We start from the raw sequence: 18,207 nt of genomic DNA, 5'->3' as shown, positions 1-18,207 counted from the left end.
CGCAAAAGTCTATTTTAATATTGAAGTTGTCTAATAATTTTGGGTTAAAATTTCAAGTTGAAATTTTATAATAAATCTAATACCAAATCTCCCATAAAATGAGATAAATAGTTTCTAATTGCCTTTCTCTTCGTTAAAAAAATGAAACGTAGTTAGTCCCGATGCTTTGGGATTAATTTTTTTGCCTTGATTAAGACAATTATAATTCAATTTCTTTTTGTCTCATATTACAGAATATTTGGTATAATTACTTCCAGCGCATACTTTCAACAATATGCTTTAAGTCGTTTTTAATATAGGATGCAGCTGGTAAAATTGAATCGTAATTAGGTGCTGTTTTAAAGTAAATTGAACCTGTAACAAAGTGTTGTAAACTATCGGTTAAATAAAATTGTGCTTGAGAAGCTGCGTCACCTTCAACTTCGTAAAAGTTACCATAGGTTTTTGCAACGTCATTAGTGAAAATATCAGCTTCAATGGCATCAGCTTTTATAGTGTGCTTAAGAGGAAGTTTTTGGGCATCTGTTAAAAGCGATTTCAAGTTATTATGAATCGGTTTATAGGTAAAAAAAATAGTAGCCCCAAGTTTAGGGTAACGAATATTAAAGGAGCAAGGATCAAAATTTTGTGGCGTTTCTATCTTAGCGATTTGGTTAATTTCAAACTGAAAAGGACAATCAGATTTTATTAATTGATAACTCGGCGATTGATATTCTAAAGCTAAAAAGGCCTTTTGCTTAGGTTGAACATTAGATTCACAACCCAATAAGCCAAATACTAAAATAATTACGCATGATAGCTTAGGAATTTGAGGCATGTTTTTTGACTTTAATTTGTTTAATACGTTTATTATCAACAACTTCAATTGTAAACTTATAGCTCAAGTAAGAAATTATTTGATTTTTGATAGGAAGGCTTTTCGAAATTTCAAGAACAAAACCTGCTAAAGTTTCAGACTCACCTTTATCATTTTCAAACTGTTCTTGTTCTTCTTCTTCAAGTTCAAAAATACGGTAAAAGTCTTTTAGAGCTGTTTTCCCTTCAAATATGAAGGTATGTTCATCAATTTTAGAAAAAATCAAATCCTCATCATCGTATTCGTCACTAATATCTCCAACAATTTCTTCAATAATATCTTCTAAAGAAATAAGTCCGCTTGTGCCTCCATATTCATCTACAACAATAGCTAAGTGGTTTTTTTGTGATTTAAAATCGTTTAATAAATCATCTAATTTTTTGTTTTCAGGCACAAAATAAGGTTCGCGTAACAAATTTTGCCATTCAAATTTGTTTAAATCACGATACGGCAGCAAATCTTTAACGTATAAAATGCCAATAATATTATCAACATTCTCTTCATAAACAGGAATTCTTGAGTAACCTTCTTCTACAATTTGAATTAATACCTCGTTAAATTTGGTTGTCGTTTCTAGAGCAAACATATCAAGTCTAGGTTTCATGACTTGTTTAACATCTGTGTTACCAAAAGAAACGATGCCTTTCAATATTTTTTTCTCATCTGTAGTTGTTTCAGCTTCATGAGTGAGTTCTAGCGCTTGCGAAAGTTGATCTATACTTAAGTTAGATTTTTGTTTACCAAATTTATTATGTATGCTAATGGTAACCGCTCGCATAGGCAAGCTTAATGGAGAGAAGAATTTATCTAAAAAACCAAGCGGAATGGCCATAAATTGGGCAAATTCAACACTATTTCTATTGGCATAAACTTTGGGTAAAATTTCACCAAATAGAAGAATTAAGAAGGTCACTAAACCAATATCAATCAGTAATTTTAAACTTAAGCCTGACCAATAAATATTCGTGCCTTGAAAAAAGTAATCACTTACAGAGCTATAAATAAGTACAATTGCGATATTGATGAAGTTATTAGCAATCAAAATTGTGGCTAACAACTTTTTTGGTCGATCAAGTAGCCTAATTAAGATATGGTCTTTTGGAGTTAAACTGCTGTGGTCAGTATCAAAATCGGTTGGTTTAAGAGAAAACAAGGCAACTTCAGAACCAGAGATTAAGGCTGAACAAAGCAATAATATCACCAAAATTACAAGTTTAATAATTTCGGCTGTTGGTAGACTTACTAATAAAAATAAACTCGAGGGTTCAGGTTCCAATTTGAAACTAAATTTAAATTAAAATGGTAAATCGTCGTTATCTTCTTCGATAGGCGGATTTTGTGCCTTAGATGCCTGAGTTTTTTGCGGCTCTGTAGAATTTGCCGTTGGTGTATTAACGCTATCTTTCGGTGTTAAAAAGGTAAATTCAGTACATTGTACATCAGTCGTGTAGCGATCCATACCTTTATCATCTTGCCATTTACGGGTTTTGATGCGTCCTTCAATATAAACTTTATCTCCTTTTTTAAGGTATTTTTCACAAACTTCAGCAGCTTTGTTTCGCACTACAATATTATGCCATTCTGTATTACTTACCTTTTCGTTGGTCGATTTGTTAATGTATTCTTCATTTGTTGCTAACGGAAACCGGCCAATACAGCCGCCACCTTCAAAATAAGTCATTTTTACATCATCACCAGTGTGACCAATTAGCATTATTTTATTTAAAGTTCCAGAAGCCATAACATTATAATTTAATTGGTAAAAGTAATAAAAAGATTTATGCTCTTAAAACGTATTGCTTTATAAAGTTTTCAATAAGTACAGGTACCGCATAATCATTTAGTTGATCATGTTTCACAATCTCATAATGTTCTGCTAATTGAGGATCAAAGGCTTCACTTAGTTTGACTTGCCAAAAGCGAACAAAGAGTTTACGATGTGTTAAGACATGTTTAATAGGCGTAGAATTGAGGAGTCTAATATCTTTTGATTTTATCTTAGGTAAATATTGAAACTTGTCTAGTGGAAAATCATCGATTTGTTTTGTTGTATCGCTTAAAATAAATTCATATAAGTTTTGCCATATGCCTTTTTGATTGCGTTTGTTGAGTAAAATATTTTCTCTTTCATCTTCTATTATCAAATAGTTGAAATATCTCGTTTTCACTTTTGTTTTTTTCAACTTTACAGGTAAAACCTCTATTTTAGATTGCTGAAAAGCCACACATATGTTTTGAAATGGGCAAAATAAGCAATTTGGCTGCTTAGGTTTGCATTGTATAGCGCCAAACTCCATAATGGCTTGGTTATAAGTGGCAGGATTTTTTCGGTCTAGAAGTTCGTTTGCTTTTATTTTGAATTGCTTGATACCTTCTGTAGAATTAATAGGCGTATCAATTCCAAAAACACGGGATAATACACGGTAAACATTACCATCAACAACGGCCTTAGGTTCATTAAAAGCAAACGATGCAATAGCAGCAGCGGTGTACTCACCAACACCTTTTAATTGAAGCAGATTTTTGTATGTTGTAGGGAAACTGCCATTATAGTTTTTGCTAATATCTTTAGCGGTAAAATGTAAATTTCTTGCACGAGAATAATAACCTAAACCTTGCCAAAGTTTTAAAACTTGATCTTCATCGGCTTTAGCTAAATCGTGTACAGTCGGGAAGTGCTTTAAAAACTTCAAATAGTAAGGAAGCGCCTGTTTTACTTGGGTTTGCTGCAACATTATTTCAGATAACCAAATTTCATAAGCTTGCGTGCTGTGTCGCCAAGGCAAGTCTCGTTGGTGAGTGTTATACCAATTAATTAAAGCTTTAGCAAATTGCATTTGAAGGGTTTTTGTAGCAAACTTAAAGTATATCTAACTACTATTTAGCCTTTTGTGTTTATTTATTGTTATTAAATTCTGTATATTTGCAAACTTAAAATTTAATAACCCCTTTTAAATATTTGAACTATGACAAAAGCAGATATTGTGGCTAACATTTCAGACAAGTTAGGATTAGAGAAGACAGAAGTTCAAGCCACTGTTGAAACTTTTATGGCTGAAGTTAAAGACTCGCTAGAAAGCGGTGATAATGTATACTTAAGAGGTTTTGGAAGCTTTATTATTAAAAAAAGAGCTGAGAAAACAGGTAGAAACATTTCTAAAAATACAACCATTAAAATCCCAGCCCACAACATTCCAGCATTTAAGCCAGCAAAGGTTTTTGTTGAAGGTGTTAAAACTAAAGTTGAAGTAAAATAAATTATTAATCAATAAAAATTATAGCTTATGCCAAGTGGTAAAAAAAGAAAAAGACATAAGGTAGCAACTCACAAGCGTAAAAAACGTAGTAGAGCTAACCGTCACAAAAAGAAAAAGTAGTTTTAAAACTACTTTTTCAATTTTCTGTTCTTTGACAACGAAATTTAGAATATAAATTTCTTCATATTACTTAATTTAATTAATGTTTAATTGTTTAGACAGGTCGTGACCTGCTAAACAGAAAATTTAAAAGCGTGAATAAGGAATTAATTATACGTTCAAGTTCCGACGCTGTAGATTTTGCCTTGCTTAAAGATGGTAAACTTGTCGAATTGCATAAAGAATCTAGCAATAGTAATATAGCAGTTGGTGACATTTACCTTGCCCGTGTTAGAAAAGCCCTTTCGGGACTTAATGCGGCATTTGTTAACGTTGGGTATGAAAAAGATGGGTTCTTACATTACCATGATTTAGGTCCACAAATTCAAACCCAATCAAAGTTTATTAAAAAAGCAAGTTCACCCAAATTTAGAGATTATAACTTAAAAAACTTTACGTTTGAAAGTGATATTGATAAACATGGTTCTATAACCGATGTGCTTAACCCTAACCAAACTGTTTTGGTTCAAGTGGTAAAAGAGCCAATTTCAACTAAAGGCCCAAGATTAAGCAGTGAATTATCACTCGCTGGCCGTTACATTGTTTTGGTACCGTTTTCTGAACGCATTTCTGTTTCTCAAAAAATAGAAGATAAAGAAGAAAAAAGCAGACTTAAACGTCTGGTTAAAAGCATTAAACCTAAAGGCTTTAGTATAATAATTAGAACTGTAGCTGAAGGGAAAAAAGTAGCTGACATCGATAAAGACTTACAAAATCTTTTAAAACGATGGAATGCTATGTGTAAAAAAATTCAGAAAGCTCAATATCCGCTTAAAGTTTTAGGAGAGTTAAATAAAGCCTCGTCTATGTTACGAGATTTATTTAATGACTCATTTACTTCTATTTGTGTAGATGATGAAGCCTTGTATTCTCAAATAAAAGATTATGTCGGTGAAATTTCTCCCGAAAAAGAATCAATCGTTTCTCTCTACAACTCTAAAATACCAATTTATGAAAAATTTGGGGTCGAACGTCAAATTAAAACATCATTTGGTGAAACTGTCACTATGAAAAAAGGGGCTTATTTGGTTATCGAACATACCGAAGCCATGCATGTTATAGACGTTAACAGCGGAAACAGAAGCAATAAGGCAAAAAATCAAGCTGATACAGCATTAGACGTTAATCTTATTAGTGCTACCGAAATTGCACGACAACTAAGATTAAGAGATATGGGCGGTATTATTGTAGTCGATTTTATTGATATGAATAATGCCGAACATCGCAAAAAACTTTACGATCACTTAAAAGAAGAAATGAGTGACGATCGAGCTAAACATAAAATTTTACCACCAAGTAAATTTGGACTCATACAAATTACTAGACAGCGCGTTAGGCCTGAGTTGTCTATTAAAACTAAAGAAAAAAACCCAAACGAAAATGGTGAAGTTGAAGCACCAATTGTGCTCATCAATAAAATTAATGCCGATTTACAAAAGTTAATTGCTAAAGGCCAAAAGAAAATCACATTAACAGCGCATCCTTTTGTATGCGCCTATTTAATAAAAGGAACGCCTTCTATGCGTACTAAATGGTTTTTAGACCATAAAAAATGGGTTAAAATTCAACCTCGTGATGCTTATAAATACCTAGAGTATCATTTTTTAGACGCTAATGGCGATCGTTTAAAACCATAATAAAAAACCTCTATTATTTTAATAGGGGTTTTTTTATGCCCTTAATTGCTACTAAATTTGTGCTAATGAATAAAAAACCATCACTTACTGTTCATGAAGCACTACTCAAATTAATGCAGTATTGCACTTACCAAGATCGCTGCCACAAAGAAGTTGAAAAAAAGCTTGATGAATTAGGCATGTATCATGATGCTAAAGCACATATTATTTCTAAACTCATCGAAGATAACTTCTTAAACGAAGAGCGTTTTGCTAAAAGCTTTGCTCGAGGTAAGTTTAGAATTAAAAAATGGGGTAAAATAAGAATTACAAGAGCGTTAAAACTAAGGCAAATTAGTACTTATAACCTAAATACGGCATTGAAAGAAATTAATGAAGATGACTATATAAAAACCCTACATGAATTAGTTGATTATAAATATAAGCAGCTTGGTCAAAAACTAACTCAAGCCAATAAACAGAAAATTTATCAATACTTAGCCTATCGCGGCTTCGAGAATCATTTGATTTATGAAGCTATCAATAATTTAAAGACATAAAAAAAGCTTTCATTATTTAATGAAAGCTTCAGTGATTAAAGTCAACAGAATACTTTTTATTTGGCAACTTTAGCTTTTAATTTAGCTTCTTCGTTGCGTTCAATTTTATGACCAGGACGAGACCATTTTGGTTTTTCGCCTAAAGGCTTATAGAAAGATTGTTCAGCTTCTACGGTTTTTGGCTGTGATTTTTTCTCGAATGGCTTTTGAGGTTCTAAACCTAAGGTTTTAAATAACTCCATGTCTTCATTAACATCAGGATTTGGAGTAGTTAAGAGTTTATCACCTGCAAAAATAGAATTTGCCCCAGCGAAAAAGCACATTGCTTGTCCTTCTTTACTCATATCAGTTCGGCCAGCTGAAAGTCTTACTTGAGTTTCTGGCATTACGATTCTAGTTGTAGCTACCATTCTTATCATTTCCCAAATAGAAACTTTTTGTTGTTCTTCGAGTGGTGTTCCTTCAACTGGAACTAAAGCATTAATTGGGACAGATTCTGGTTGAGGGTTTAATGTTGCTAAGGCAACAAGCATTCCCGCGCGATCGTCAATAGATTCGCCCATGCCTATAATTCCACCGCTACAAACGGTCACATTTGTTTTTCTAACGTTGTCTATGGTCTCTAAACGATCTTCATAACCACGTGTAGAAATAACTTCTTTATAGTATTCTTCAGATGAGTCTAAGTTATGATTGTAAGCATATAATCCTGCTTCAGCAAGACGTTTGGCTTGATTTTCGGTCACCATGCCTAGTGTACAGCAAACTTCCATATCAAGTTTATTAATGGTTCTTACCATTTCTAGCACATTGTCAAATTCTTCGCCATCTTTTACATTTCGCCATGCAGCACCCATACATACTCGCGAACTTCCAGAAGATTTTGCACGTAAAGCTTGGGCTTTAACTTGAGAAACACTCATCAAATCATTACCTTCAATATCTGTATGATAACGTGCTGCTTGTGGGCAATAACCACAGTCTTCAGGGCAACCACCTGTTTTTATAGATAATAAGGTAGAAACTTGTACTTTATTTGGGTCGTGGTGTTGGCGATGCACAGTGGCAGCTTCGTATAAAAGCGACATTAAAGGCTTATTGTAAATCGCTAAAATCTCTTCTTTAGTCCAATCGTGTCTTGTCATAATCTCTTAATTGATTCATCAAAAATAGAAAAATGTGTGTATTATTTTCAAAAATGCTTGTCTGTTTTTAGTTGATAGCTTTTAAAATTAAGCTGACCGCATTTCCGCCAAAGCCGACAGCATTTACTAAAACTGATTTAATGGGTTGGTTTTTAGTGGTTTGTTGCTCGTAAAAAGGATTTTTATAAAAACCGTTGTTTAACATATAAAGCGCTGTTTGAATACTTAACATTCCTGAAGCGCCAAAGCTATGGCCAATTTGCCACTTATTAGTGGTTAAAAGTGGTGCGGTTTTAAAAACAGCATTTACAGCGTTAATTTCGGCTTGGTCACCTTTTTTTGTGCCAGGCGCATGCATTACAACCGCATCTACAGTGTCTAATTGGGCTTCTTTTAAAGCCATTTTCATAGCGTCTTGAAAGCACAGCGCATCAGTAGAAATTGAAATATTATGGGTAATCATTTCAGTAGCATAGCCAAACCCAACCACTTCTGCTAATGCGTTTTCTGCTTGTTTTGTTAATAAAGCAGTTCCGGCAGCTTCTGCTAAAATCAAACTGTTTTGCTGTTTTTCTAAATCTAAACTTCTACATGGAAGTTCATCATTTAAATTTGAATATAGCTTGATAGCCTTCATTTGCGCAATAGTGAAATGGGTTAAAGGCGATTCGCTACCACCAACAATAAAGGCCTCACTCATATTAGATTGCAGCCAGGCTTTAGCATTTAAGAACCCATGTAAAGCCGTTGAGCATGTGATTGAGTGACTAATTTGAACACCTTTTAAACCAATATCTTGAGCTGGCCAGGTGGCTAAATTGCCTAAAGTTGTGGTTGGTGAACTTAAAGCGGAAACTTGTCCTTGCTGAATAAATTCTTGATGATAAGTTTCAAATAACTTAGTAGCTCCACGTGACGAGCCTATATTTAGACCAGTTGAAGTTTTGTCGAATTTTTGATTTTCTATACAAGCTCGCGTGCACAAAATTGCCATAAGTACACTGCGGTCTAAGCGTGCATATTTTGGTTGCTCTGAGATTAATTTTTGAACGGCTGCTTCAGCTGAAGACGATAACCGAGTTACTTTTATGATTTCATCTTGAAATTTAAAATCACTAAACAGCGCTTCAGCTTTGCTATGTTTATCTTCAACCTCTTGATGGCCAAAACCATAAGCAGAAATACTACTAAAACCGTTGATGTAAATGCGTTTGCTCAACCTATTTTTTTAGCAAATATCATAAAAATACAAGGTTTAAACTCAAAATAAAACCTAATTTGTAGCTTTAAATTAAGACTTAAAAATTTCCTCTAGCAATATTTTAATATCTTTGAGGTTTATTTAATAAACATGAATCTGAAATACTAAAAATTAGTATTTAAAATATATAATTATGGGATGTAGCAATTGTGCTAGTAAAAATGATGGTTTGCCCAAAGGATGCAAGAACAATGGAAGTTGTGGTGTAGATTCTTGCAATAAATTAACGGTTTTTGATTGGCTTTCAGACCTAGAATTACCCAGTGGTGTTGAAAAGTTTGATGCGGTAGAAATTCGTTTTAAAAACGGCCGGAAATCCTTTTTTAGAAATACAGAAAATCTTAGTCTGAGTATTGGTGATGTTGTTGCAACCGAAACCTCACCAGGCCACGATATTGGCATTGTAACCATTACAGGTGAGTTGGTTAAAGTGCAAATGCGTAAAAAGAAACTAGATCCTTACGCAGCCGAATTGCCAAAAGTTTACCGTAAAGCTAACCAAAAAGATATTGATGTTTGGGAAGAGGCTAAAGCTCGAGAAGAAAAGGTAAAAGTACGTGCAAGAGAAATAGCGATTAGACTTCAATTAAAAATGAAAATTAGTGACGTTGAGTTTCAAGGTGACGGCTCAAAAGCTATTTTCTATTATACGGCCGAAGAACGTGTAGATTTTAGACAACTTATTAAAGAATTTGCATACGAGTTTAAGGTTAGGATTGAAATGAAACAAATAGGTTTTAGACAAGAAGCCGCAAGACTTGGCGGCATAGGTTCTTGTGGTCGTGAATTGTGCTGTTCAACTTGGTTAACTGATTTTAGAAGTGTAAAAACATCGGCAGCACGATATCAACAATTATCATTAAATCCTTTAAAATTGGCTGGGCAATGTGGTAAATTAAAATGCTGTTTAAATTACGAGCTTGACTCTTATTTAGATGCTTTAAAAGATTTCCCTAGACAAGACCAAAAACTCATTACTGAAAAAGGAGAAGCTGTTTGCCAAAAAATAGACATCTTTAAATCAAAACTATGGTACGCTTATAGAGACGATTATAATAATTGGATTGAGTTAGATACAGAGGCTGTAAAAACCATTTTAAAAGCCCAAAGAAATAATAAACCGGTGGCTAGCTTAGAAGAATTTATTGAAGATAAGCCTGTGGTTAATGTAGACTTTGAAAATGTTGTTGGGCAAGATAGTTTAACCCGATTTGACAAACCCAAAGGAAGAAACAAGAATAAAGGTAAACGACGCCATAAACGCAAAAGATCACCACAAAAAAATAAGTCGACTAATGCTAAGCAAAAGTCTTAAGTTTATTATCATTAGCTTAGCCTTGGTAAGTATTTCTTGCCAAGATGAAGCAGTGTATTTTTCAAAATACCAAAGTTTTCCTGAGTCATGGCCAAAAGAAGTTCCAGCAGAATTTTCGTTTGAAGCGCCAGATACAACTGAAGTTTATGATGTATTTGTAATGCTTAGAAATACGCAAGATTATGCCTACAGAAACCTATTCTTAATTTCAGATATAAATTTTCCTAATGGTAAGGTAATTGTAGATACTTTAGAGTATGAAATGGCTTATCCTAATGGCGAATTAATGGGACAAGGTTTTGGGCTAAAAACAAATAAGCTTTGGCTTAAACAAGGCGTAAAGTTTACAGAAACCGGTAATTATAAGGTTAATATTAAACATGCCATGCGTGCTTTTGGTGAAATTAATGGTTTAGATAGCCTTCAAGGAATCACAGATGTTGGACTTCGCATCGAAAAACAAAATCAAGAAAATGACAACTAAAAAAAAACCAAGCTTTAAAAAATATATCATCTGGTTTTGGGGCTTATTTTTCGGCGGAATTAGCCTAGTAGTTTTATTATTTTTATTAGCTAGTTGGGGCGTTTTAGGTGAAATGCCAACCTTTGAAGAACTTGAAAATCCTGAAACTAATCTTGCAACCGAAGTGATTTCAACTGATGGTAAAACATTGGGCAAATATTTCAAAGAAAACAGAACACCGATTAAATATGAAGACTTACCTGAAAATCTAATCAATGCTTTGGTGGCGACAGAAGATGAGCGCTTTTACCAACATTCAGGCATTGATGCTCGAGGTACTTTGAGAGCCGTCGTTTTTCTTGGTTCTCAAGGTGGTGCAAGTACAATTACTCAACAATTAGCTAAACAACTTTTTACTAAAATAAGGTCTGATAATTTAGCCGAAGCAATTATTCAAAAAATAAAAGAATGGGTAATTGCTGTTAGACTTGAAGAGCAATACACCAAACAAGAAATCATAACGATGTATTTAAACAAGTTTGATTTCATTTATGGCGCAGTTGGTATTCGTTCGGCAGCACGTATTTATTTTGATAAAGAACCAAAAGAACTTAATATAGAAGAGTCAGCTGTCTTAGTAGCAATGCTTAAAAATCCTGGCTTATATAATCCGCTTCGTGATCGATTTAAAGAAAATGCTTTGAATCGGAGAAATACCGTGTTTAGCCAAATGGAAAAAAATGGCTACATAACTCTAAAAGAAAAAGATTCGTTACAACAGTTAGAGCTGGTGACCAATTATTCACCTGAACAACATGATGACGGTGTAGCAACATATCTTAGAGCTTATGTTCAGGAATTTCTAAAAGATTGGGTTAAAAATAATCCTAAACCAAACGGCGAATTGTATAATATCTATAGTGATGGCTTAAAAGTCTATACATCTATAGATTACCGCATGCAAACTTATGCTGAAGATGCCGTTAATCGCCATATGAAAAAGCTTCAAAAGGAATTTAACCGCCAAAACAAAACCAATCCTACCGCACCTTTTAGAAGTGTTTCTAAAGCTGAAATCAATCAAATTATTAATAAGTCTATAAAAAATTCAGGTCGCTATAAAGAAATGAAGCGTAAAGGTTTTAGCGAAGAAAAAATTCTAGCTAGTTTTGATAAAAAGCGGAAAATGCGCTTATTCTCTTGGAATGGAACAATAGACACCACCTTAACACCAAGAGATTCTATACGTTATTATAAATCTTTTTTAAATACCGGAATGATGTCTATGACACCACAAACAGGTGAAATTAAAGCTTGGGTAGGCGGCATCAATTTTAAGCATTTTAAATATGAACATGTTAAACAGGCAAAGCGACAAGTCGGTTCTACTTTTAAACCATTTGTGTATGCAACCGCTATAGATCAATTACATTTATCACCTTGTTTAGAGTTGCCCAATACCAAACATACAATTCCGGCTGGTCAACATGGCGTAACAGAAGATTGGACACCAAAAAATTCTGGTAATGAATATGGTGGTGTAAAAACACTAAAGCAAGCCTTAGCAGAATCAATTAATACAATTACAGCAAGAATGATTGATCGTACAGGACCTGAAAATGTATTGAGTTTAGTTGATAAATTAGGTGTAGATACCTCTAATATTCTACCAGTTGCCGCTATTGCTCTGGGAACACCAGATTTAAGCGTTTATGAAATGGTTTCAGCTTATTCAACCTTTGCTAACAAAGGTGTTTACGTTAAGCCATTTGTCGTAGAACGCATTGAAGATAAAAACGGAACTATCATTTATCAGCATCAGCCTGAAAGTCGAGATGTACTTAATGAAGAATCGGCTTATGTTACCATCAACTTATTAGAAGGCGTTACACGTTTTGGTTCAGGTCGCCGTTTGAGAACTAATTCAAACTATCTTAAAAACGCAACGCATTATAAAAGAGCAGTCACAGGTTATCCATACGCGTTTGAAAATGCCATTGCGGGTAAAACAGGAACCACACAAAATCAAAGTGATGGTTGGTTTATCGGTATGGTACCTAATCTAGCCACTGGCGTTTGGGTTGGTGGCGAAGAACGCTCGGTACGTTTTCCTAGTATTACTTACGGTCAAGGCGCAACCATGGCTTTACCAATCTGGGGCATGTATATGAAAGCTATTTATGCCGATGAAAATTTAAACATTTCACAAGAAGAGTTTGAGAAACCAGACCAACTGAGTATTCAAATTGATTGTGGAACTGATAATGAGGATGAAACAGAAGAAGATTCAAGAAATAAAATTGAATTAGATTTTTGATGAATTGGTTTTAATAGTTATTATTCACCTATTTTTAAGTCAAAACTTAATAAACCTGATGTTAAAAATTAAATTATATATTGTTTTAGCTTTATCGCTAATTTTAAATTCGTGCACTTCCTCTAAAAAAGTTACTGAAAAACGATGTGCGTCAATAGTTAAAAATGACTTTCAAAATATTATTGAAGAGAAATTCGAGACAATCATAAATCAGGATACGCTGTTTTTTACTGAAGTTAAGTTTGAATGTGTAAAAAACTCATTCTACACCAAGAAAGTAATGTATGATAAATTTGGTAAATGGGATCAAGAAATTTATCTGAAAGAAAATAGTCATCCAATTTTACTATGGAATAATTTAAAACTTTTTCCAGACGATTCAACTAAATTTTCTGTATTAGCAAATGGATTGGAAAGTTCAAAAACCATATATGCTTCTATTTTAGTTTTTGATAAACAAAATAGAGATCTATTAACTGAAGACAATAAATATAAAACTAAATTGATTACATACTTTTCAGAAATGATTAGAAATAATAATGCAAAGAAAAGAGGGTTTTATGATATTTACTGGAAGACAGTAGACCCAGAACGATGGGAGAGAAATAAGCAATATTTGAAATACAGATAAGAATTTTCACTATAAATTTTATCCAATAAATTTACACTCAGTCATATCAAAATATCTAAAAATCGCTAATTTTACTACTAAGTTTGTTATTAAATTTAGATGAGAGATTATACCCGAAATTTTGAGTTTCATATAATTAATAACTTAAATTTTGAAGATAGAATTACTGAGTATTTTAAGTCATATGATTTTAAGATCTTAAGTCATGATAAAAGCAAATTTGTATTCAAAAAAAATGGTCAATATTACATGGCTGGGAGTTCAATCCATTAAATTGGGAGTCTGTCATTGAGATTGAACTTATTGAAAAACATAAAATGCTTGTTAAATATACTGTTATTAATAATGGGTATGTAACACCGGTTGCATTTAATTCACTTTACCAATCGTTTATATCAAATTTAGAACAGTTTTTAAAAAATAGCATTGATTTTAAGCTGGAAAACAGAAAACACATAAAATTAGCAAAAAAAAGAGCCTATAAATATCACGGAATATTATTAATCGGCATTTTATTAGGTTTATTTTCTGGAATTATTTTAAGTAAAATAACTGTAATTAAAATATTTGGTATGATTGGAACTATAATTGGAGCTATTGTAACTCAAAAAATCATGAATTACTACTTAATAAAAGGCAAAAACATTCTATAATAATTTACAAAGTTTGTATTGTAATCTTTCAAGTTTACTACTTATATACCTGAATTACTACGATAAAGAATATTTAAGTTTAATGTAATTTTTATTGATCAACATCTAAACTTGACTCGTATTGGGTGTCTTGGGTTCTGGCATCATAACCTAATTCTGTAAGATAACGTGCAAAAATAGAGGTGTAACCATGTGTACAAATCACTTTTTCGCAATTGCTGAGTTTTATTGCTTTTAGCAAACCGTCCCAATCACAATGATCACTTAGCACAAAACCTTTGTCGATTGCGCGACGTCGGCGAGCGCCTCTAAAAGTCATCCAGCCACTTGCTGATGCGGTTACATAAGGCACCATTTTCCTTATCCAAGTACTACCGTGAGTACTAGGAGGTGCTAATACAATATTACCACGTAGTTCTTCTTTTTTAGTGTCTCTAGTTATTTTAATAGTTTCTGGCATTTCAACTATGTCGCGAACAACTTCTGTCATGTTTTCTATGGCGCCATGGGTATAAATCTTACCGATTTCAGTATCTAGAAACTTCAATATTCGTTGGGCTTTCCCAAGCGAATAGCCAAAAAGAATTGAGGTTTTATTTTCAGCCCGATTTTGCTTCCACCAGGTGTTAATTTCTTTAAAAACTTCTGCTTGAGGTTTCCATTTAAACGCAGGTAAGCCAAACGTGCATTCGGTTATTAGTGTGTGGCATTTTACAGGTTCGTAAGGTGTAGCAACACCGTCATTTTCAGTTTTATAATCGCCTGTAAAAACCCAAACTTCACCTTTGTGTTCTACTCTTACTTGTGAACTTCCGATAATATGACCAGCTGGATATAGGGTAAATTTTACGTTATTTATGCTAAAACTTTCGCCATAGTTTTTGCCAGTGACTGAAATATCACCTAAGCGGTGTTTAATAATCGGGATATTATCGTGATGAGTGATATAGTTTTGATGGCCATAGCGCGAGTGATCTGCGTGACCATGAGTGATTATAGCATTTTTAACGGGTTTCCATGGATCAAGGTAAACATCGGCAATTTTACAGTAAATACCTTTTGTATTAAATACTAAAAGTGGTGACTTCATAGCTTAAACATAAGCTTTACTTAAGGTAAGTTGAAGCTTGTTTTAAGTGTTTAAAACTTATTTAACGTTTGCCTAGAGTTTAACCTCAGCTGAAATACGCTGTGCAAGTGTTTTAAATTCGGCTTCAGTAAGCTTAACCTTTTTATCAAAACGAATATCATCCATGTGGTTTAATGGAATCAAGTGAACATGTACATGTGGTACTTCTAAACCAACAACCGACATCCCAATACGTTTACAGTTGATGGTTTTACGTAAGGCTTCAGCTATTTTTTTTGTGAATTTTAGGAGTTCTAAATAAGTGTTTTCATCTAAATCAAAAAGCTTGTTAACCTCTTTTTTAGGTATACAAAGTGTATGGCCTTCAGCATTAGGATTAATATCTAAAAAGGCTAAAAAGTCTTCATTTTCAGCGATTTTATATGCTGGTATTTCGCCATTAATTATTTTGGTAAAAATTGTTGCCATTTTATTTTTCTTTGTTTTGTTGTTCTAATTCTGCTTGAAATTCTTCCATTACAGGCTTTACAGTGCTTTCTGGTAAATCTTCAATTCGGATATACATCAGGCCATCAACAGAGTTATTAAACATTGGGTCAACGTTAAAGGCCACTACTTTGGCGTTTTGTTTGATGTATTTTTTAATTAAAACAGGTAGCCTTAGATTATCAGGTTCAATTTCATCAATTATTTTATCAAATTTATTCAGATTAGCCTGAGTGGCATCAAACACAAAATCTTTGTCGGCATCTTTTAACTTGACTTTAAATTCTTTTTTAGGTCTAACAAATTGAGCCATGTATGGGTCATAATAATTTGATTTCATAAACTCAATCATCATAGATTTTGAAAAGTTTGAAAATTTATTACTGATGCTTACACCACCAATTAGATACTTGTGCTCAGGAAAGCGTAAGGTACAATGCACAATACCACGCCAAAGTAAAAATAAAGGCATCGGTTTTTGTTGATAATCTTTTGTGATGTAAGCGCGCCCCATTTCTATAGATTGGCTCATCACTTTATAGAGTTCAGGCTCAAATCTAAAAAGCTCATTGAGATAGAAACCATTGATACCATGTTTCTCAAATATTTTAGAGCCTAAGCCCATTCGGTAGGCGCCTGCAATTCGGTTTGCTTTACTATCCCATAAAAACATGTGGTGGTAATAATGGTCGTAATGATCTAAATCTATAGATTTATTAGTGCCTTCACCAACCGACCTAAACGTTATTTCACGCTGGCGTCCTATTTCGCGTAAAATATTTGGAATCACATCGGCTTCAGATAAGTAAACTTCGTAATTATTACTTTGTAGTAATCGCTTGCTATCTTCTCGACATTGATCAATTTCTTTTTGTATAGCGCTAACTTCAACCTCATCAATAATATTTCTTGGTGAACGCGGAAATTTAATCTGTTTAGGAAAATGCTCAATCAATTTTTTCTTATCATAAGCATTCGCCAACATATAGGTTTTACGCCTTACGAAATTGGTAAATTCTTCTAAGCTTTCACATTCATTTTGCTCTTTTAAACTAATAGCATTACCAATACGTACTTTAATACTTCTTCGCTGTGGTCTTGACAGCATTTCGCTCGGCAGTTTAGCTGTTCTTAAGTTATCACTTATCTGTGCTAATTTATAAAACGCAGGACTGTTTTTAGCATGAAAATAAATAGGGATAATTGGCACTTGGCTTTTTTGTACAAGCCTCATAGCTTCTGGCATCCAAGGCTTGTCAACAATAAGGCCTGATTCTTTAAAAGTTGAAACTTCACCTGCAGGGAAAATGCCAAAAGGATGACCGTTGTTAACCTGTTTCAGGGCTTGCCTGATGCCGGCGATACTTGATTTAATATCTTTTCTTGTTTCAAAAGGATTCACTGGCATAACGTAAGGTTTCAGAGGCTTTAATTTGTGCAGTAAAAAATTGGCCACAATCTTAAAGTCAGGACGTTGCTCAAGAATTAATTTGAGTAAAATTAAGCCATCAATTCCGCCAAGCGGATGATTAGAAACGGTGATAAAAGGACCTTCTTTAGGAATACGTTTTAAATCTTTTTCAGGAATCTCAAATGAAGCATCCAGCTCTATTAATACAGCATCAATAAATTCCACACCATCAAGATGCTCGTATTTATCGTAAATAGCGTTAAGTTTATTGAGCTTAGTAAGACTTAAGACCACTTGCCCAACTAGCTTGCTGAGAAAACCAAACTGATCAAACTTAAGTGCTGTTGAAATTTCCTTTGCTGTTACTATGGCCATAATTTGCGAATTGCAATCGGTAAATATACTAAACTTTCCTTTTTAAACTGTTAATAAAGTTGACCTCTATACACCTTATAAAACCTATGATCCCTAAATAAAAAGATTAGGCAAAAGCTGATGTTTATCATAAATTAAACCCATTATTAATGAGACTTTTACATTAATAATTTAAAATTAAACATCATGAAACAACGCGAACCAGTATCTAAAATAATGACTGAAAATCTTGTTAAACTAAATATTCAAGATTCACTTACTAAGGCAGAATCATTATTCAAAAAGCATAAAATTAGGCATATTCCCGTGGTGAAAAATGAAAAAGTAGTTGGAATGTTAAGCTATACAGATTTAATGAGAATTTCATTTGCTGATGCAACAAATGATGATGGAGAAGCAGTTGAAACTACTGTTTATGATATGTTTTCACTAGAACAGGTCATGACCAACAATGTTGAAGTGATCGCTCACGATGCTAATATTAAAGATGCGGCTGAAGTATTTACCAAAAAAGAGTTTCATGCTTTGCCAGTGGTTAAAGAAGACAGTCTTGTTGGCATTGTTACAACAACCGATATGATTAAGTATTTAGTTGAACAGTACTAAAACTAA

At 33.4% G+C, this 18,207-nt stretch carries 18 protein-coding genes; 9 read left to right on the top strand and 9 right to left on the bottom strand.

The features are described 5' to 3' along the window. Positions 1-247: 247 nt before the first annotated feature. From gldD to mutY, 4 genes are read right to left on the bottom strand one after another with little or no spacing between them, the layout of a single operon-like run. Complete coding sequence (gldD, locus tag BUB82_RS05055; RefSeq protein WP_449421151.1) at positions 248-808, bottom strand: gliding motility lipoprotein GldD; 561 nt, start codon at positions 806-808, stop codon at positions 248-250. Then, entirely contained in the window at positions 801-2,132 is a 1,332-nt protein-coding gene (locus BUB82_RS05050; protein WP_073192519.1) for a gliding motility-associated protein GldE, read from the bottom strand. Before BUB82_RS05050 ends, gldD begins: the two co-directional genes overlap by 8 nt. Before the next feature lie 18 nt (positions 2,133-2,150). After that, positions 2,151-2,597, bottom strand: coding sequence for a single-stranded DNA-binding protein (gene ssb / locus BUB82_RS05045; protein WP_073192518.1), 447 nt, complete (start codon positions 2,595-2,597; stop codon positions 2,151-2,153). Between the two features lie 37 nt (positions 2,598-2,634). Next, positions 2,635-3,693, bottom strand: coding sequence for an A/G-specific adenine glycosylase (gene mutY, locus BUB82_RS05040; protein WP_073192517.1), 1,059 nt, complete (start codon positions 3,691-3,693; stop codon positions 2,635-2,637). Between the two features lie 129 nt (positions 3,694-3,822). Between mutY and BUB82_RS05035 the strand changes: the two genes are divergently transcribed. The 3 genes from BUB82_RS05035 to BUB82_RS05025 all read left to right on the top strand — a co-directional run bounded on the left by BUB82_RS05035 (position 3,823) and on the right by BUB82_RS05025 (position 6,448). After that, positions 3,823-4,113 (top strand): HU family DNA-binding protein, encoded by a 291-nt coding sequence (locus tag BUB82_RS05035; protein WP_073192516.1) that lies wholly within the window; start codon positions 3,823-3,825, stop codon positions 4,111-4,113. A gap of 254 nt (positions 4,114-4,367) precedes the next feature. Continuing rightward, positions 4,368-5,909 carry an Rne/Rng family ribonuclease gene (locus tag BUB82_RS05030; protein ID WP_073192515.1) on the top strand — a complete coding sequence of 514 codons (1,542 nt, stop codon included), beginning with the start codon at positions 4,368-4,370 and terminating at the stop codon, positions 5,907-5,909. A 65-nt stretch (positions 5,910-5,974) separates the two neighbouring features. After that, positions 5,975-6,448, top strand: coding sequence for a regulatory protein RecX (locus tag BUB82_RS05025; RefSeq protein ID WP_073192514.1), 474 nt, complete (start codon positions 5,975-5,977; stop codon positions 6,446-6,448). 56 nt (positions 6,449-6,504) lie between these two features. Here BUB82_RS05025 and bioB read toward each other — a convergent pair whose 3' ends face one another. Together bioB and BUB82_RS05015 are read right to left on the bottom strand one after the other, a co-directional pair. After that, positions 6,505-7,593, bottom strand: coding sequence for a biotin synthase BioB (gene bioB, locus BUB82_RS05020; RefSeq protein ID WP_073192513.1), 1,089 nt, complete (start codon positions 7,591-7,593; stop codon positions 6,505-6,507). Positions 7,594-7,660: 67 nt separating this feature from the next. Beyond that, the gene (locus BUB82_RS05015) at positions 7,661-8,812 is read right to left on the bottom strand and encodes a beta-ketoacyl synthase N-terminal-like domain-containing protein (RefSeq protein ID WP_073192512.1); all 1,152 of its coding nucleotides are present in this window, start codon (positions 8,810-8,812) and stop codon (positions 7,661-7,663) included. 175 nt (positions 8,813-8,987) lie between these two features. On the opposite strand from BUB82_RS05015, the gene BUB82_RS05010 reads away from it, so the two are divergent. From BUB82_RS05010 to BUB82_RS04990, 5 genes are all read left to right on the top strand, one after another. Further along, entirely contained in the window at positions 8,988-10,169 is a 1,182-nt protein-coding gene (locus tag BUB82_RS05010) for a PSP1 domain-containing protein (protein ID WP_073192511.1), read from the top strand. After that, positions 10,150-10,653: a gliding motility lipoprotein GldH gene (locus tag BUB82_RS05005; protein WP_073192510.1), complete on the top strand. Its 504-nt coding sequence runs from the start codon at positions 10,150-10,152 to the stop codon at positions 10,651-10,653. The genes BUB82_RS05010 and BUB82_RS05005 overlap by 20 nt, the downstream gene beginning before the upstream one ends. Further along, on the top strand, positions 10,643-12,949 hold the full coding sequence (locus tag BUB82_RS05000; RefSeq protein ID WP_234949762.1) for a penicillin-binding protein 1A: 2,307 nt from the start codon (positions 10,643-10,645) through the stop codon (positions 12,947-12,949). The genes BUB82_RS05005 and BUB82_RS05000 overlap by 11 nt, the downstream gene beginning before the upstream one ends. Positions 12,950-13,007: 58 nt before the next feature. Further along, the gene (locus tag BUB82_RS04995; RefSeq protein WP_073192508.1) at positions 13,008-13,580 is read left to right on the top strand and encodes a hypothetical protein; all 573 of its coding nucleotides are present in this window, start codon (positions 13,008-13,010) and stop codon (positions 13,578-13,580) included. A gap of 317 nt (positions 13,581-13,897) precedes the next feature. Next, positions 13,898-14,233, top strand: a complete 336-nt coding sequence (locus BUB82_RS04990) for a hypothetical protein (protein ID WP_073192507.1) — start codon at positions 13,898-13,900, stop codon at positions 14,231-14,233. Positions 14,234-14,324: 91 nt separating this feature from the next. On the opposite strand, the gene BUB82_RS04985 is transcribed toward BUB82_RS04990, so the two are convergent. The 3 genes from BUB82_RS04985 to BUB82_RS04975 form a co-directional block, all read right to left on the bottom strand. Then, a complete protein-coding gene (locus BUB82_RS04985; protein WP_073192506.1) occupies positions 14,325-15,323 on the bottom strand; it encodes a ligase-associated DNA damage response exonuclease in 999 nt (332 codons plus the stop codon). Positions 15,324-15,395: 72 nt separating this feature from the next. Further along, positions 15,396-15,791: an HIT family protein gene (locus BUB82_RS04980; protein WP_073192505.1), complete on the bottom strand. Its 396-nt coding sequence runs from the start codon at positions 15,789-15,791 to the stop codon at positions 15,396-15,398. A 1-nt stretch (position 15,792) separates the two neighbouring features. Beyond that, entirely contained in the window at positions 15,793-17,595 is a 1,803-nt protein-coding gene (locus tag BUB82_RS04975; protein ID WP_073192504.1) for a GNAT family N-acyltransferase, read from the bottom strand. Positions 17,596-17,781: 186 nt separating this feature from the next. Between BUB82_RS04975 and BUB82_RS04970 the strand changes: the two genes are divergently transcribed. Beyond that, positions 17,782-18,201 carry a CBS domain-containing protein gene (locus BUB82_RS04970; protein ID WP_073192503.1) on the top strand — a complete coding sequence of 140 codons (420 nt, stop codon included), beginning with the start codon at positions 17,782-17,784 and terminating at the stop codon, positions 18,199-18,201. Positions 18,202-18,207: the final 6 nt, after the last annotated feature.

The organism is Psychroflexus salarius (assembly GCF_900129035.1).
Classification (GTDB): Bacteria; Bacteroidota; Bacteroidia; order Flavobacteriales; family Flavobacteriaceae; genus Psychroflexus; species Psychroflexus salarius.
This window is presented reverse-complemented; position numbering and strand designations above follow the sequence as displayed.

Bases quoted from the DNA above. Each gene is read 5' to 3' on its own strand.
- BUB82_RS04980 (WP_073192505.1), bottom strand. From the start codon at position 15,791: ATGGCAACAATTTTTACCAAAATAATTAATGGCGAAATACCAGCATAT.
- BUB82_RS05025 (WP_073192514.1), top strand. From the start codon at position 5,975: ATGAATAAAAAACCATCACTTACTGTTCATGAAGCACTACTCAAATTA.
- ssb (WP_073192518.1), bottom strand. From the start codon at position 2,597: ATGGCTTCTGGAACTTTAAATAAAATAATGCTAATTGGTCACACTGGT.
- BUB82_RS05005 (WP_073192510.1), top strand. From the start codon at position 10,150: ATGCTAAGCAAAAGTCTTAAGTTTATTATCATTAGCTTAGCCTTGGTA.
- BUB82_RS04985 (WP_073192506.1), bottom strand. From the start codon at position 15,323: ATGAAGTCACCACTTTTAGTATTTAATACAAAAGGTATTTACTGTAAA.
- BUB82_RS04995 (WP_073192508.1), top strand. From the start codon at position 13,008: ATGTTAAAAATTAAATTATATATTGTTTTAGCTTTATCGCTAATTTTA.
- BUB82_RS04990 (WP_073192507.1), top strand. From the start codon at position 13,898: ATGCTTGTTAAATATACTGTTATTAATAATGGGTATGTAACACCGGTT.
- BUB82_RS05010 (WP_073192511.1), top strand. From the start codon at position 8,988: ATGGGATGTAGCAATTGTGCTAGTAAAAATGATGGTTTGCCCAAAGGA.
- BUB82_RS05035 (WP_073192516.1), top strand. From the start codon at position 3,823: ATGACAAAAGCAGATATTGTGGCTAACATTTCAGACAAGTTAGGATTA.
- bioB (WP_073192513.1), bottom strand. From the start codon at position 7,593: ATGACAAGACACGATTGGACTAAAGAAGAGATTTTAGCGATTTACAAT.
- mutY (WP_073192517.1), bottom strand. From the start codon at position 3,693: ATGCAATTTGCTAAAGCTTTAATTAATTGGTATAACACTCACCAACGA.
- BUB82_RS05000 (WP_234949762.1), top strand. From the start codon at position 10,643: ATGACAACTAAAAAAAAACCAAGCTTTAAAAAATATATCATCTGGTTT.
- BUB82_RS04975 (WP_073192504.1), bottom strand. From the start codon at position 17,595: ATGGCCATAGTAACAGCAAAGGAAATTTCAACAGCACTTAAGTTTGAT.
- BUB82_RS04970 (WP_073192503.1), top strand. From the start codon at position 17,782: ATGAAACAACGCGAACCAGTATCTAAAATAATGACTGAAAATCTTGTT.